This window comes from Allorhizobium sp. Av2 (genome assembly GCF_021462805.2).
GTDB lineage: Bacteria > Pseudomonadota > Alphaproteobacteria > Rhizobiales > Rhizobiaceae > Allorhizobium > Allorhizobium vitis_G.
This window is the reverse complement of the sequence record NZ_CP192696.1, coordinates 2,517,086-2,532,241: the sequence shown is the minus strand read 5'-3', so window position 1 is coordinate 2,532,241 and position 15,156 is coordinate 2,517,086. Positions and strand designations below refer to the sequence as shown.

Genomic DNA, 15,156 nt, shown 5'->3' with positions numbered 1-15,156 from the left:
ACACTCGTAGCAAGACGGTCGTAACTCAGAGAGGCGCATTGGTCGTCAAGGTTGCGCCTATAATGCGATATTTTGGAGATTTATTTGCGCGTTTTGCAATGGTGCGAGACCCCATAACATCAGAACGAATCGGCACTTTTTGTGTCAGATTTTGTGTCAGTGCCACTCACTTGTTTTGGTTATGTTCGCGCAAGGTTCTGCGCGAAATTACGAGGGGTTTGAATTTTTTCTTGCAAGGCAAAAGGGTTTTGATTATAGCCGACGGCGGGACACCTCTCCCCAACGAGAGGCCATATACCTGGAAGGGTAGTTTGCTATGGTTGATATTACTGCACCCGCCGTACGTACGGAAAACGCTAATTTTTCGTCTGGCCCCTGCTCGAAGCGCCCCGGTTGGGCACTCGATGCTCTCAGCGATGCCCCGCTCGGTCGTTCGCACCGCGCCAAGGTTGGCAAAGACAAGCTGAAGCTGGCCATTGACCTTACCCGTGAAATTCTCAACGTTCCCGCTGATTACCGCATTGGTATCGTTCCCGCATCCGACACCGGCGCTGTTGAAATGGCGCTCTGGTCCTTGCTGGGTGAGCGCGGCGTGGACATGCTGTCCTGGGAAAGCTTTGGCGCTGGCTGGGTGACCGATGTGGTCAAGCAGCTCAAGCTTGCTGACGTTCGCAAGTTCAATGCCGATTACGGCTTGCTGCCGAACCTCGCAGATGTCGATTTTGACCGCGACGTGGTCTTTACCTGGAACGGTACCACCTCTGGCGTTCGCGTTCCCAATGCTGATTTCATCCCGGCTGACCGCAAGGGTCTAACCATCTGCGATGCGACCTCTGCCGCATTTGCGCAAGCGATGGATTTTTCCAAGCTCGACGTTGTGACCTTCTCCTGGCAGAAGGTTCTGGGCGGCGAGGGCGGTCACGGCATGTTGATCCTCAGCCCCCGCGCTGTTGAGCGTCTTCAGACTTACGCACCGGCTTGGCCGCTGCCGAAAATTTTCCGTCTGACCTCTGGCGGCAAGCTGATTGAAGGCATCTTCAAGGGCGAAACCATCAATACTCCGTCGATGCTTTGCGTTGAAGACTATCTGGATGCGCTAAACTGGGCGAAGTCGATCGGCGGTCTGGACGCGCTGATTGCCCGTGCTGATGCCAATGCCAAGGTGATCTTCGATTTCGTCGCCGCCAATGACTGGATTGCCAACCTCGCACAGGTTGACGAGACCCGCTCCAACACATCGGTATGCCTGACCATTGCTGATCCTGAGGTTCTGGCGCTGCCCGCTGAAGAGCAGGCCGCTTTTGCCAAGGGCATTGCAACGCTTCTGGAAAAGCAGGGCGTGGCCTATGACATCGGTGCTTACCGCGATGCGCCTGCTGGCCTTCGCATCTGGGCTGGTGCCACCATTGAGACCGCCGACATGCAGGCTTTGATGCCTTGGCTGACCTGGGCTTACCAGACCCAGAAGGCAACGCTTGCCAAGGCTGCTGCTTAAGCTGTTATTCGGCCTCGCTATGAAGCGAGGCCCACTTCCCCATTCATGCTCGTTATACACGAACTCTTTTAGGAGGCCTCGTCATGGCACCTCGCGTTCTCGTCTCTGATGAATTGTCAGAAACCGCCGTCCAGATTTTCCGCGATCGCGGCGTTGAAGTGGATTTCCAGCCGCAACTCGGCAAGGATAAAGACAAACTGGCTGAAATCATCGGCAATTACGATGGTTTGGCCATCCGTTCGGCCACCAAGGCCACGGAAAAGCTGATTGCTGCTGCCACTAATCTCAAGGTTATCGGCCGCGCCGGTATCGGCGTCGATAACGTTGATATTCCGGCTGCCTCGCGCCGTGGTATCATTGTGATGAACACGCCGTTCGGCAATTCCATCACCACGGCTGAACACGCCATTGCGCTGATGTTCGCCGTTGCCCGCCAGCTGCCTGCTGCTGATGCCTCCACGCAGGCTGGCAAGTGGGAAAAGTCGAAGTTCATGGGTGTTGAAATCACCGGCAAGGTGCTGGGTGTGATCGGCGCTGGCAACATTGGCGGTATCGTCTGCAAGAAGGCCATCGGCCTAGGCATGCATGTCATCGCTTACGACCCCTTCCTGTCGGCAGAACGCGCCCAGGAAATGGGCGTGAAGAAGGTTGAGCTGGACGAGCTGCTGGCCCAGGCCGATTTCATCACCCTGCACGTGCCAATGACCGATAAGACTCGCGGCATTCTCGGCAAGGAAAATCTTGCCAAGACCAAGCCCGGCGTTCGCATCATCAACTGCGCCCGTGGTGGTCTGGTGGATGAGGCCGCTTTGGCCGAAGCCATCAAGTCTGGCCATGTTGCCGGGGCCGGTTTCGACGTGTTCGAAGTCGAGCCTGCCAAGGAAAGCCCGCTGTTTGGCTTGCCAAACGTGGTTTGCACCCCGCATCTGGGCGCATCCACCACCGAAGCACAGGAAAATGTTGCTTTGCAGGTTGCCGAGCAGATGTCGGACTATCTGGTTAACGGCGCCGTTTCCAACGCCATCAACATGCCTTCGATCACCGCCGAAGAAGCACCGCTTTTGAAGCCCTTCATCCGGTTGGCTGATGTTCTCGGCGCTTTCGTCGGCCAGGTCACCGATGGCGCGATCAAGGAAATCGAAATCCTCTATGATGGCCAGACGGCCACCATGAACACCAAGGCGCTGACGTCTGCGCTGCTGGCCGGGTTGATCCGGGCACAGGTTTCGGATGTCAACATGGTGTCCGCACCGATCATGATCAAGGAAAAGGGCATTGTCCTGTCTGAAGTCAAGCGCGACAAGACCGGCGTTTACGATGGCTATATCAAGCTGACGGTGACGACTGAGCGCCAGACCCGCTCGATTACAGGAACAGTGTTCTCGGATGGCAAGCCACGCTTCATCCAGATTAAGGGCATCAATCTCGACGCCGATGTTGGTCCGCACATGATCTACATTTCCAACACTGACGTTCCCGGCATGATCGGCTTCATGGGGACCACGCTCGGCAATGCTGGCGTTAATATCGCCAACTTCCAGCTGGGCCGAGAAAAAGAATCCGGCGACGCGATTGCGCTGCTGTATGTCGATGGCCCGGTCGAACAGGCTGTGCTTGATCAACTGACCGCCAATGCGGCAATCAAGCAGGCTCGGCTTCTGACGTTTGCAGTCGAATAAGCTTCTTCACATTCCAAAAGTGAAACCGGCGAGGGGGCATTCTCGCCGGTTTTTGCATTTTTTACAATTTATGATTACATTTATGTTGTCTTTTAAATCAATATAGATTTTAGATTCCGATGACTGTCAGAGATTTTTGAGTGTTTCTTATTTTCAATCTTAAGGATCTATCATGCAATATCATGACAACGACGTCTTCTTTTCGCTTGCCGGAGGCTATCGGCTTATCAGCGGTTCCTATCTGATTAATGAGTTTTCGATAACGGATGGCCAGGATCCGGATAAGCATATTCATAACGGTTTACTGGTGACGTGTGGCGCTGATGGTAAATTCACGTTCAATGTTGGCCGCAAAGGGTCGGAAACCGTTGCCAAGTGGTTTAATTCTCGTATTCCAGCCAACTCAACGACATTCGGTCATGCGGCAGGCGATCTGAATTTTGCATTTTTGGGCCAGTTGACACTGACGCTCACCAGTGGATCGCTTGGGGATCGTCAGCAGAGCTTTGTCTTTAACGACATTGCTCTTGCCCAGGGACATAGCGGCGCATCGAACAACTGGTGGTTTGGCGGTAAAACAGCGGCCTCTATCGGTAATAATCAGGTAAATGTTTCGGGAAGTGGCATTGCCGATATCCATTCTCCATTCACGTTCCTGCGCGGTGGCAATTCCGTCAGCGGTGTCGATGTTACGCCCGGCGTTCTGATCCCTACACAGGATTGGCTGGCGCATGTTGCTGCGGACACCCCCTTGAAACAGATCGTGATGCCGGGAAGCCATGACGCGGGCATGTCCCAGTTGTCGCATTGCAATCCGTTTGTCGGTGCGGAAGGTCCGACCAAGACTCAGGAACTTTCTGTCGGTGGGCAGCTTGCCAGCGGTTCGCGCTATTTTGATATCCGTGTCGATTATGATCACAGTGAGCTTGTAACCTATCACAGGTCCGGTGCGTTGGGCTGCAATGGTCAGTCACTGAAATCTGTTTTGGATGAAGCTAAGAGCTTTCTAAAGGCCCATCCGACGGAATTTGCTATTTTGAAGTTTTCGCATATTCGCGATTATGATGGTCATAATCCGGCCGATACCCGCAAACGTATCAACGATTTGCTGAATTCCTATCAGGATATTTTATATAGCAATGGTGCGGCGACAATTAATATTGTCAATATAACCCTTGCGGCGGTCCGTGGCAAAATCATTGCCGTTTTTGACTATGGCGATTTTATCGATCCGGCCACCGGTCGTTTCCGTTACGAAGACGGCAATTCGGCTGTCAGTGGTGCCAATCTGACGGTCTATGATAATTACGCCAACACCAGCGACTACCAAACTATGCAACAGGATCAGCTTGCCAAATGGCGTGCTCATGGGGGACTCGGGCAGAATTTTCTGTTTTTGTTGTCTTGGACGCTGACCTCTGGCGGATTGGTCTCAGTTAAATCCCTGGCTGCTGAGGCTAATGGCCATTTGCCTGCCGTTCTTTCAAAACAAATCGTTAGCCTTGGCTGGAGTAAGCCAAATATCGTCTACATTGATTTTATTGATGAATATCTGAGTTCGAGTATTATTCAATATAACTTCTTATAGCGGTTGTCGTCCTCTCTCGGCCGGTGGGTTGAGAGAGGACATTCCCGCTTGTGTTTAAACTGATGAATGTCAAACTGTCGCATGACGTGTTGCCGCATTGATAAAGTGGTCAATCGGTCTACCTAGTCTTTTATCGATGTCCTAATGCCGTTTGGCCTGTGGACGGAAAGAGGTGGGGTCATGTTTGATCAATTCGATGCCGTTCTTCTCGCGCGTATGCAATTTGCCTTCACGGTTTCCTTCCACATTATCTTTCCAGCCTTTTCCATCGGGCTGGCCAGCTATCTGGCGGTGCTGAATGGCTTGTATCTCTGGACCAAAAAACAGGTCTATTTTGAGCTGTTCAATTTCTGGAAGACGATCTTTGCCGTTGCCTTCGGCATGGGCGTGGTGTCGGGCATTGTGATGTCCTACCAGTTCGGCACCAATTGGTCGGTGTTTTCGGATAAGGCCGGACCGGTGATTGGGCCGTTGATGGGCTATGAGGTGTTGACGGCTTTCTTCCTGGAGGCGGGTTTCCTGGGTGTGATGCTGTTCGGCTTGCAACGGGTCGGGCCGAAGCTACATTTCTTCGCCACCTGCATGGTGGCTTTCGGCACGCTGATTTCGGCAACCTGGATTCTCGCCGTCAATTCCTGGATGCAGACGCCTGCCGGTTTCGGCATGAACGATAAAGGCCAGTTCATTCCGCTCGACTGGTGGGCGGTGATCTTCAATCCGTCCTTTCCCTATCGGCTGGTGCATATGGTGTTGGCCGCCTATCTCACCACGGCGCTGGTGGTCGGTGCGGTGGGCGCCTGGCATCTGCTGCGCAAGACCGCGCCGCGCCGCGCTGGCAAGATGTTTTCAATGGCGATGGGCATGGTCGCCGTGGTTGCGCCAATCCAGATCCTGGCCGGTGATGCCCATGGGCTGAACACGCTGGAACATCAGCCGGTGAAGATCATGGCGATGGAAGGTCATTATGATAGCCATCCCGATGGCGCGCCGCTCATCCTGTTCGGCATTCCCAATCCCGCCGAAAAACGGGTGGATTATGCCATTGAGGTCCCCAAACTCTCCAGCCTGATCCTCAAGCACGACCTCAATGCGCCAATGGCCGGACTGGATACGGTGCCGGATGAGCTGGAACCGCCGGTCGCGGTGATTTTCTGGTCGTTCCGCGTCATGGTTGGCCTGGGCTTTGCCATGCTGGGGCTGGGTCTCTGGAGCCTGTGGGCGCGCTATCGCCGCACACTCTATAGCAATGACTGGCTGCATCGCGCGGCTTTTGCCATGGGACCCGCGGGCTTCATCGCGGTGCTGAGCGGCTGGATTACCACCGAGGTGGGGCGCCAGCCCTATACGATCTACGGTCATTTGCTGACCGCGCAGTCCCATTCGCCAATTGCAGCCCCTGCGGTTGCGGCATCGCTGATCGCTTTCATCGTCGTCTATTTCTTCGTGTTCGGGGCCGGAACCTTCTACATTCTTCGGCTGATGGCGCGGCTGCCACGCGATCCGACGCCGGAAATCGGCGATGCACCGCTGCGCAGCGCCGGGATCACGCCGGGGCCAGCCCACCACACCCAAGGCAAAGGAGGCTCCCATGCCCTTTGATTATGCGTTCCTCTGGGCCGCGATCATCGCCTTTGCGGTGCTGGCCTATGTCATCCTTGACGGTTTCGATCTGGGTGTCGGTCTGTTGTTTCCGTTCTTCAAGAGCGAGCACGACCGCGACCAGATGATGAATTCGGTGGCGCCCGTCTGGGATGGCAACGAGACCTGGCTGGTCCTGGGTGGCGGCGGGTTGATGGCGGTGTTTCCGCTGGCCTATGCCACCATCCTGCCGGCGCTTTACATGCCGATCATTCTCATGCTGCTCGGCCTGATCTTTCGCGGCGTGGCCTTTGAATACCGCTGGCGTACACGGCGCTGGAAAGGCGTTTGGGATATCGGTTTTACCGGTGGTTCGCTGGTGGCTGGCTTTTCGCAAGGTGTGGCGCTGGGCGCTTTGGTGCAGGGCATTCCGGTCGTTGACCGCGCCTATGCTGGTGGGTGGTGGGACTGGCTGACACCGTTTTCGATTGCAACAGGCGTCGCCCTGGTGTTCGGCTATACGCTGCTGGGCGCCACCTGGCTGGTGTTCAAGACGGTTGGGCCACTGCGCGCCCAGGCACAACGCTATGCGCTTGCCGCCGCCGTGCTGACGGTGGGGGCCATGGGCGTGTTCAGCCTGTGGACACCGTGGTTGAAGCCGCATTATCTTGACCGCTGGTTCACCTTTCCGACGGCGGTGTTTTCCGTCATCGTGCCAATTCTGGTGCTCGGTTGCCTCTATCTGGTGTTCAAGGGGCTGCGCGACGGTAAGGATTGGCTGCCCTTCGTGGCGTCGCTTGCGCTGTTCGTGCTTGGCTATGTTGGCATCGGCATCAGTTTCTATCCCTATATCGTCCCCACCTCGGTGACGATCTGGGAAGCGGCTGCGCCCGATACCAGCCTGAAATTCCTGTTGGTCGGGGCGGCTATTCTTGTGCCGATCATTCTGATCTATACGACCTATGCCTATTGGGTTTTCAGAGGCAAGATCGATCCGGAAGAAGGGTATCATTGATGGCGCAAGACATTGGGACAGAACCGAAATCCCTGAAACAGAAGATCCTGTGGTTTGCGATTTTCTGGATTGTTGGCGTGGCGGTGGTGGGCGCGGTCGCCGCCTCCATCCGGCTGGTGCTGATGCAATCATAGGGTTAGCCCGTTTTTTGCGATCCGGCCCTTAACATCAAGCAAGTCCATCGCCATATGGGCAAGGAAGGCTCATTTGGGCGCAACAGCCCGAAAGGGCAGGTTTGGAGAGAGGACGTCATGGGAAGAGCAGGCAGGATCATCGGCATCGTGGCAATCGGAGTGGCAGTAACCCTGTCAGCAGTCGATTTCGCGGAGGCCCGCCGGGCCGGAAGCTCCAGCAGTTTTGGCAGCCGTGGCGAGCGCACCTTTAGCGCCCCGCCCGCCACCAGCACGGCCCCAACGACGGCAGCCCCCATTCAGCGGAGCATGACGCCGAATAACGGCGCGACGACGCCCGGCATGCAGCAGCCCGCTTCGCGTGGCCTGTTCGGCGGCATGGCCGGTGGTTTGATGGGCGGCCTTTTGATGGGCGGTCTGTTCGGCATGTTGCTCGGCGGCGGCTTCGGCGGTGCGGCTGGCATGTTCGGCATGTTGTTCCAACTGCTGCTGATTGGCGGCTTGATCATGTTGGCCATGCGGTTCTTCAACCGCAATCGCACGGCATCCTCCTATGCCGGTCCGGCTTCGCGCAATGATATGTCGCAGCCGGGGAATGCTCCCCAAGGTTCGTTCGGGGGATCGCCTGGCGGTTTCGGTGGCTTCTCCATTCCGAAAATGGGATCTGGCGCTGCACTCGGTGCCACCCGCCCGGCCGTTTCAAAGGCTGGTAGCGATGATGTCGGCATCGGCCCCAAGGATCTGGAGATTTTCGAGAGCCTGCTGAAAGACATGCAGAAGGCCTATGCGGAAGAAGACTATTCGGCCCTGCGCCGGATCACCACGCCGGAAGCCATGTCCTATCTTGCCGAAGAGCTTGGTGAACATGCGACCAAGGGCGTCAAGAACGAGGTGCGCGATGTCCACCTCCTGCAGGGTGACCTGGCAGAAGCCTGGCGCGAAGGCACTATCGATTATGCCACCGTCGCCATGCGCTATGAAGCCATCGATGTTATGCGTGATCGCGCCACCGGCGCTGTGGTGGATGGCGACCCTGACCATCCGCAGCAGTCGGTCGAAGTCTGGACCTTCGTGCGCCGTCCCGGTTCTGGCTGGAGCATTTCGGCAATCCAGTCAGCCTGAGACGAACGAGCAAGCGGCACTCACCAAGAATGATGAACAGCCTCCGGTCGCAAGATCGGGGGCTTTTTCATGCGCTGTATTTGACTGTCCTGCTCTCCGAGCAATACTTCTGGGAATTAGGCAGATGATATAAAAGGCTGAAGCGAGCCCGTATGTGCGGCTAGAGCATCGTACAGAAAATCTGAACCAGCACTATGCTCTAAGTTTTTGTTTACGCATCGGGTTTATCCGAAAACCGGTTCCCACTTTTCGGTCCGATGCTTTCGGCGCACGGCACAGGGCGTTCGTCAGTACAATCTTTCCATGGAATCAATTGTTCGTTTGCGCCACCTCTTCCTGACTCACCTCGGGGGAGATCGGCAACGGATGGGCTTGTCATGTCACATTCACGCTTTAAAGATATCGGAAATCGCAATGTTGTCCGTTGAAGCGAACGGCTACGCCTGTCCGATCTCCCCCCCCATGAGAGGGAGATACCCGGCAGGGTAGATGGGGGTAAGCGGTATATAAAACGTTTGCGTCGTGTTACTATTTTACACGCATTGCGGCCCCGAACGTATTCTCTTCAGAACGCTTGCGCAGATAACACTGCGCCTCACGGGCAGCGGCGCAGCTGCTGCTCGTAAACGGCGGTGATGGCAGCAAAGCGTTTGGCGCCGGCCAAGGCCTCAGGCCGGGCGCGGTAAGCGCCTCGCCGGTAACCGTCCTGGCCGGAATGGTAGGCCAGATAGATGTTATAGGGACTGCTGAAGGGGATGCCGTTGCGCAGGTGGCTTTGGTAGTGATACCAGCCGATGAAGCGTACGGCGTCGCCGAAATTGGTGCGCCGGGCAAGGTAACGACCCGTTTCACGCTGATAGCGGTCCCAGGTGCCGTCCAATGCCTGCGAATAGCCATAGGCAGTCGAGATCCGCTTCCATGGAATGAAGCCGAGAATGTAGCGCCTGGGTGGCCGGGCGCGGGCACGGAAGCTGGATTCGGTATAGATGGTGGCCAGCAGAATTGGTACCGGAACGCCGTATTCGCGCTCCACCGAGCGGGCGGCGCGTTTCCAGTTTTCAAAGGCCCCGTCCTTCTGCTCGAAGATCGCGCAGGCGTTGCGGATCTGGCTGGGCGGCCGGGCGCAGCTTGCCAAAGCCAGCAAGAGGGCGATGATGAGGATTCTACGCATTACAATAATACCTCTTCTATCACCCCTCATTGTATTCGCTAAAATTTAACGAAAAGTTTTCATTTCATTTGCCGGGGATAGTCATGGGTTTTGGCCTGCAACCTTTGTTGTTGCAGCATGAGACAGTCGGCCTCCTCGTCTTAATATTTCGTTAACACTTCGATCACTAAAGCTTGCGGCAACAACCACGCTGCCCGTCTTGCAGACGATGCGAGGACGCGGCACAAAACGACTGATCGGATTATTTCGCCCTAAATCAATCCTGATTTAAGAAATGATACGGTAGGATGGGTTTGACGAGGTAAACGGCTATGAAAACCACAGATGACCAATGTCCCGGCAAGGGTAGCGTCCCTGCCGCAAATCCAAACTTACGACGTGTCGGAACGCTCTTGTCGATGTTTGGCATCGCCTTGGCGGCGTCTTCCTGCGTGGCTGGTATCGATCCCAACTCAACAGGGTCGATTTCCAAGAATAAGCCGCTGGCGGCAAAGACACAGGCTGTGGAAAAGGGCGCGCCCGAAGTGGCGATGCTGAAGCTCTCTGGCCTGACGGCGCCGATCACGGGCAATCGTCATCGCATCGAACCGGCCTCGGCTTTCCAGACCCTGTTGTACCCCACCGCCGGCAAGCTTGGTGAAAATAGCCTGGCAATCGAAATCGGGCTTGCCGACAGCGACCGTTTTCGCCAGACGGCGATGAATGATGAAGCGCCCGGGTCGATCAAGAAACTGTTTCCCGGTGTCAAAATGGTGACCGACACCGCCATTCATCAGAACGGCTATGGGCAATTCGGGGTTGCCACCGGCACGCTCGGCAAGAGCGGCGGCGCCTGCGTCTATGCCTGGCAGGCGGTGAAAGACCCGCGCGCCTTCAAGACTGCGGTCAGCCTGTCCGATAAATCCGAACTGGAACTGCCGGTGCGGGTGACGCTTCGCTATTGCGACGCCAAGGCGAAGCCGGAGCAATTGGCAGATCTGATGCGGACCCTGTCGATCCGCTCAGTCACCAGCCGCAATCTTGATCTGTTGCGATAATCCAACGCCGCCTGGGATGCAGGCGGCGCGATAGGCTTGTTGATAGCCTTACCAGCTTTTTGAAATCTTCAGCGTTACCGTGCGGCCTTCGCCGTAGCCGCAGGTCAGCGTGCCCTGGCAGCCGGAGACATATTGCTTGTCGAACAGGTTGGTGACGGAGAGCGCTGCACCCCAGTCGTCTTTCTTGTAGCGGATGGCGGCATCGAACAGCACCGCGTCAGGCACTTTTTTGGTATTGGCGTAATCGGCCCAGCTTTCGCCCTGGTAGCGAATGCCACCGCCCAGGCTGAAGCCCTCGAGTTTTCCGGCCAGAACGGTGGTGGGTATCGCGTAATCCAGCCAGGCCGAGGCCAGCATTTTCGGAACGAGATAGGGTGAATTGCCGATCAGCGATGTATCGGCATGTTCGAGGATTTCCAGATCCTGATAGGTGAAGGAGGCCAGCGCCTTCCAATCGGCATTCAGCTCCACCTTGCCTTCCAGTTCGAATCCGCGCGAGCGCACCTCGCCGATCTGGGTGGAGAGAAAGGTGAGCGGATCGGTCACGGTCCAGTTCTTCTTGTCAATCTGGAAGACCGAGGCGGTGATCATGCCCGGAAAGAAGCTCGGCTCGTATTTGATACCGGCTTCATACTGCTCGCCTTTTTCCGCCTTCAGCGGATCGCCCTGGGTAACGCCGATCTGCGGGTTGAAGAAGCTGGCGACGCTGACATAGGGCGTCAACCCATTGTCGAATTGATAGGCGAGGCCCGCCCGACCGCTTGCCGCACTCTCACTGCTGTCATAGTCGGCATTGCTGGCGGTGCGGTCGTTGGACGTCGTATAGACATAGTCGTAACGGCCGTTCAGCGTGGCGATAAAGCCGCCACCGAAATGGATCTGATCCTGCACATAGCCGCCGATCTGGTTCTGGCGCAGGATCTGGTTGAGATAGACCGAATTGGCGGGCTGGGTGGTGCCATAGACCGGATCGGTGGCGCTGATCGGCGTATCGGTGGTGCTGGCCTGTACCTGGTCGAGCTGGTAGAATTTGTAATCCACACCCAATGTTACGTCATGCTTCAGCGCGCCGGTCTCGACCTCGCCGTTCAGGTGATTGTCGATGGCAAAGGAATTTACCTCGGTATGGTGGCTGAAGCCGAGCCGTGTCAGGTAGGCATCGCTGCTTGTCGGTTCCGAGAGATAATTGCTGCCGGTGGCCGGGTCGTAATAGCCATAGGTATAGGGCGTGTTCTCGGCCTTGTTGAGGTAGGAATAACGGGCGGTTTGCGAAAACGTCCAGCCGTTTTCCAGTTCGTGGCTGAAATCCGTACCCACCATGGTCTGGCGCGAATAGCTGTAGTCGCTCCCCGGCTCACCATAATAGGCGTCCCGGTCGATCCGTCCGAAGGAGGCTTTCTCCACCGTGCCGACATAGGGCAGGAAGCCATTGGTGCCGGAGGTCTGGTCGAGATAGGAATAATAGGCATAGACATTCAGCTTGGTGCCGTCATCCGGAGCCCAGGTAATTTGCGGCATGATCACGCCACGGAAATCATGGGCGTAATCGGCAGACTTGTCGCCACCGGCGATCTTGCCGGTGACCCGGTAGCTGACATCGCTGTCCTTGATAGTGTCGCCGGTATCGAAGGTCAGGAAGGCATTGCCATAATTGTTGATACCAACTTCGGTGGTGAGAAATTTTTCCCCCGTCGGACGCTTGCCGACCATGTTGACGATGCCGCCCGGATTGGAGCCGCCATAGAGAACGGAGGCCGGGCCTTTCAGCACTTCCACCCGCTCCAGCACGACAGGGTCCACCAGAAACCCGCCGAAACCGTAGCTCCACAGGTTCAGGCCATCGAGGAAACTGCCGGTCTGGGTGGCCTCGAAGCCACGGATATACATCCAGTTGGTGTCGCCATCGGCACCGAATGGCTGGGTATAGACGCCAGATGTATAGCGCAGCGCCTCATCAACCTTGTTGGTGACGCCGCGATCCGCCATTTCGGCGGTGCCGATCACCGAGACCGATTGCGGCACTTGCGTGATCGGCGTATCGGATTTGGAGCCTGTCGAGGTGCGCTTGGCGACATAGCCATCAACCGGGCCAGTTGCGGTTTCGCTCTTGCCTTCGACGGTGATGGTCGACAATTGCGTGGTGGCGTCCTGCGCATGGACAAGGCCCGGCAGGCATAGCGTCTGTAGGGCAATCCCTGCCAGCAAGGCGGCGCGATGCCGGTTTGAGCGATCTTGCCCATCTGTTTTCCGTGCCTGAACCAATGCCGTCCCCATGTCATCACCCCATTGCCAATGCCCCGCCGGGCATGAATTTCAAATGATGACTGATTAATTCATGTATTTCCGTCGTGCTTGTCTGAAGCATGGAAGGCTTGAACGGATTTGGGCAAACCGTGTCCCGCCGCACAGAATTTTAACGGGTATTGCACAGCGATTGCCGAACCGGGCAGGGTGAACTCCCCAGCCAACTCAATTGAGCCGGACCCGTCGCCATTCGGACGGCGACAGACCGACGGCGCGGCGAAAGCTGCGGGCAAAGTGGGCGGCATCGGCAAAGCCGGTTTCAGCCGCGATCACTGTCAGCGGCACGGCGGGGTCGCGCAGCCGTTGCTTGACCGTTTCGATCCGCGCCTTCATCTGCCATTGATGCGGCGACAGGCCGGTAGAGGCTTTGAAAGCGTGGCTGAAATAGGTGGGTGACAGGCCCGCCAGTCCGGCCAATTCCTCTAGCCTGATGGTGCGCAGGCAATGGGCCTCGATGAAATCGCAAACCCGGCGCAGTTGCCAGGCGGCCAGCTTGCTGCGCTTCCGGTGGGGCAGTTGGCGCGCAGGGGTTGGGTGAATGTTCAGCACGTCGATCAGCAGAGCGCTGACCAGCCCATCGCCGTAGAGGTCGTGCAGGGGCTGCGGATTGGCGACATCGGCGGCGATCAGTTCGGCCAGGGCCAGCAGCCGGGGATCATCAAGGAGGTAGCGTGGCTGGTGCAAAGCCGCCAGCCCGGCATCCTCGCCCAACCGGCGCAGCAAGATGTCGGCATCGAAATGCAGATCCAGATGCCGCAGGCTTTTGACGCCGGTGATCGCGGTTGACATTTCCAGCCCGGCTGGAATGAAATGGGCCGCCCTGGCAATCGCTCCGGAAATCTGCTTGCCACCGCCTTCAGCCATGCTGAGATCGGCCCCATCCTCGCCTGCGGCGTCCAATAGAATGAACAGGCGCGGATCGTTGCTGACATACTGGCCGCCCGCATCACTTTGACAATCCACCGACCAGAGATCGGCGACCATGCCGTTCCAGTAACGCCGGTGCAGGCCGGAGGAGACGGATAGTCCGTCGATCTTGCTGATCATGCGGGGCAGGTAGGACATTGGCCAATCCGGGACAAGTGACGTGCGGGCGATGGGCAAAACTGTGTTGAAAACACACTTGCGAACCGGCAAGACTGTGTATAGTTGATTTTTATTATCATGTTTTATCCATCCAGTTCAAGCTTGGTGGCACCTTGTATTAGAGGATCTTTGATGGCGAGCGAACATCGTAACATCCAGGCTGCTGATAAGGCAGGGATGATTTTCGAAACGCAGGCGCTTGGTTTCACCGTCGATGGCCGGGCCTTGTTGCGGGATGTGTCAATCGGTTTTCGCAAGGGTGAGATTTCCGGCCTGGTCGGCCATAACGGCTCGGGCAAATCCACATTGCTGAAGCTTCTCGCCCGCCAGCAAAGCCTGACATCCGGGACGATCCATTTTGCCGGGGCGGATGCCGGTGCGCTTGGCGCGCGCGATTTTGCCCGCAAGGTTGCCTATCTGCCGCAGGACGTCACGGCGGCCCATGGCATGACGGTGCGCGAACTGGTGGCCTGCGGACGCTATCCCTGGCATGGCGCGCTTGGCCGGTTTACCGAGGTTGATAAGGCCAAGGTGGAAGAGGCGCTGGATCTCACCCATGTCCTGCCCATGGCGGACCGCATGGTGGATACGCTGTCGGGCGGTGAGCGTCAGCGGGCCTGGATCGCCATGCTGGTGGCGCAGGATAGCGAATGCCTGCTGCTGGATGAGCCGACCTCGGCGCTCGACATCGCCCATCAGATGGAGGTGCTGGCGCTGGTGCGCCGCTTGTCGCAGGAAAAGGGGCTGAGCGTCATCATCGTCCTGCATGACATCAACATGGCCAGCCGTTTCTGCGACCGGCTCTATGCGCTGAAGGCCGGGCAATTGATTGCCGAGGGCTCACCCACGGCCCTGATGACCCGCGAGACGCTGAACGCCATCTACGGCGTCGATATGGACGTCACCCGCCATCCGGCCCTGGAGATCCCGCTCGCCTATGTCTGCTGATC

General features: G+C 57.0%; 12 protein-coding genes. 9 read left to right on the top strand and 3 right to left on the bottom strand.

Going from position 1 to position 15,156, the window contains the following annotated elements; genetic code table 11:
* Window positions 1-316: 316 nt before the first annotated feature.
* The 7 genes from FS819_RS12055 to FS819_RS12025 all read left to right on the top strand — a co-directional run bounded on the left by FS819_RS12055 (window position 317) and on the right by FS819_RS12025 (window position 8,608).
* On the top strand, window positions 317-1,495 hold the full coding sequence (locus tag FS819_RS12055) for a phosphoserine transaminase (protein WP_156547012.1): 1,179 nt from the start codon (window positions 317-319) through the stop codon (window positions 1,493-1,495).
* 83 nt (window positions 1,496-1,578) lie between these two features.
* Complete coding sequence (gene serA, locus FS819_RS12050) at window positions 1,579-3,174, top strand: phosphoglycerate dehydrogenase (RefSeq protein WP_156547010.1); 1,596 nt, start codon at window positions 1,579-1,581, stop codon at window positions 3,172-3,174.
* A 172-nt stretch (window positions 3,175-3,346) separates the two neighbouring features.
* Window positions 3,347-4,762, top strand: coding sequence for a PI-PLC domain-containing protein (locus tag FS819_RS12045; RefSeq protein WP_156547008.1), 1,416 nt, complete (start codon window positions 3,347-3,349; stop codon window positions 4,760-4,762).
* A 180-nt stretch (window positions 4,763-4,942) separates the two neighbouring features.
* Window positions 4,943-6,361, top strand: coding sequence for a cytochrome ubiquinol oxidase subunit I (locus FS819_RS12040; protein WP_156547007.1), 1,419 nt, complete (start codon window positions 4,943-4,945; stop codon window positions 6,359-6,361).
* Window positions 6,351-7,355 carry a cytochrome d ubiquinol oxidase subunit II gene (gene cydB / locus FS819_RS12035; protein ID WP_070166681.1) on the top strand — a complete coding sequence of 335 codons (1,005 nt, stop codon included), beginning with the start codon at window positions 6,351-6,353 and terminating at the stop codon, window positions 7,353-7,355. Before FS819_RS12040 ends, cydB begins: the two co-directional genes overlap by 11 nt.
* Entirely contained in the window at window positions 7,355-7,489 is a 135-nt protein-coding gene (locus FS819_RS12030) for a DUF2474 domain-containing protein (RefSeq protein ID WP_139190353.1), read from the top strand. Before cydB ends, FS819_RS12030 begins: the two co-directional genes overlap by 1 nt.
* Window positions 7,490-7,606: 117 nt before the next feature.
* Window positions 7,607-8,608, top strand: a complete 1,002-nt coding sequence (locus FS819_RS12025; protein WP_156547005.1) for a Tim44 domain-containing protein — start codon at window positions 7,607-7,609, stop codon at window positions 8,606-8,608.
* A gap of 595 nt (window positions 8,609-9,203) precedes the next feature.
* Here FS819_RS12025 and FS819_RS12020 read toward each other — a convergent pair.
* Window positions 9,204-9,779, bottom strand: a complete 576-nt coding sequence (locus FS819_RS12020) for a transglycosylase SLT domain-containing protein (protein ID WP_070149850.1) — start codon at window positions 9,777-9,779, stop codon at window positions 9,204-9,206.
* 311 nt (window positions 9,780-10,090) lie between these two features.
* Here FS819_RS12020 and bcsN point away from each other — a divergent pair, with 311 nt between their 5' ends.
* Window positions 10,091-10,816 (top strand): cellulose biosynthesis protein BcsN, encoded by a 726-nt coding sequence (gene bcsN, locus FS819_RS12015; protein WP_156546993.1) that lies wholly within the window; start codon window positions 10,091-10,093, stop codon window positions 10,814-10,816.
* A gap of 48 nt (window positions 10,817-10,864) precedes the next feature.
* Here bcsN and FS819_RS12010 read toward each other — a convergent pair whose 3' ends face one another.
* The gene (locus tag FS819_RS12010) at window positions 10,865-13,090 is read right to left on the bottom strand and encodes a TonB-dependent siderophore receptor (RefSeq protein ID WP_234624515.1); all 2,226 of its coding nucleotides are present in this window, start codon (window positions 13,088-13,090) and stop codon (window positions 10,865-10,867) included.
* Window positions 13,091-13,285: 195 nt separating this feature from the next.
* Window positions 13,286-14,185 carry a helix-turn-helix transcriptional regulator gene (locus FS819_RS12005; protein ID WP_197433990.1) on the bottom strand — a complete coding sequence of 300 codons (900 nt, stop codon included), beginning with the start codon at window positions 14,183-14,185 and terminating at the stop codon, window positions 13,286-13,288.
* Window positions 14,186-14,338: 153 nt separating this feature from the next.
* Here FS819_RS12005 and FS819_RS12000 point away from each other — a divergent pair, with 153 nt between their 5' ends.
* Window positions 14,339-15,154 carry an ATP-binding cassette domain-containing protein gene (locus FS819_RS12000; RefSeq protein ID WP_156546992.1) on the top strand — a complete coding sequence of 272 codons (816 nt, stop codon included), beginning with the start codon at window positions 14,339-14,341 and terminating at the stop codon, window positions 15,152-15,154.
* The last annotated feature ends 2 nt before the right edge of the window (window positions 15,155-15,156 follow it).